The sequence below is a fragment of the Micromonospora sp. M51 genome, assembly GCF_018070305.1.
GTDB classification, from domain to species: Bacteria; Actinomycetota; Actinomycetes; order Mycobacteriales; family Micromonosporaceae; genus Micromonospora; species Micromonospora parva.
Map to the genome: position 1 here is coordinate 1 of NZ_JAGPXZ010001380.1, position 678 is coordinate 678.

General features: G+C 73.6%; 1 protein-coding gene. It reads right to left on the reverse strand.

The window, feature by feature from the left end; all coding sequences use genetic code 11:
• Positions 1–678: glycosyltransferase (locus KBX53_RS34950; protein ID WP_210864033.1), on the reverse strand; the 678-nt coding region annotated here is incomplete at both ends.

Genomic DNA, 678 nt, shown 5'->3' on the forward strand with positions numbered 1-678 from the left:
ACCCGCGACCGTACGGTCCCAGGAGAAATGCCGGGCGTGCTGCTCGGCACCTCGGGCCAGCACCGACCGGAGGGCCCGGTTCGGCAGCAGGCTGCCCAGCGCACGCGCCCAGTCGACGGGGTCGTGCCCGTCGATCAGCATCCCGCTGACCTGGTCCCGTACGGCGGTGACCAGCCCGCCGACGGCGGCGGCCAGCACCGGCGTACCGCAGGCCTGCGCCTCCAGGGCGACCAGCCCGAACGATTCGTTGTGCGACGGGACCGCGACCAGATCCGCCGCCCGGTACAGGGCGGGAAGGTCGTCGCCGGTGAGCGGTGGCAGGAACCGCACCCCGTCGGTGACCCCCAGCTTGGCTGTCAACTCGATCAGGGCGGTCGGCCGGTCCAGCCCACTGCCGCTGGGCCCACCACAGATCACCACTGTCACCTGGTCGGCCACTGCCGGATCGCGCTCCCGCAGGGCAGCCACCGCGCGGATCAACACGTCGGGGGCCTTGAGCGGCTGGATCCGGCCGACGAAGGCGACCACGTACCCGTCGACCGGGAGCCCCAGCCGACGACGGGCCTTGCGGGCGGCCGCGGACCGATCGCCCGACGCGGGCCGGAACCTGTGCAGGTCGACGCCCGGTTGCACGACGGCAACCCGGGTCGGGTCGGCGTCGTAGCGGTCGAGCAGGTC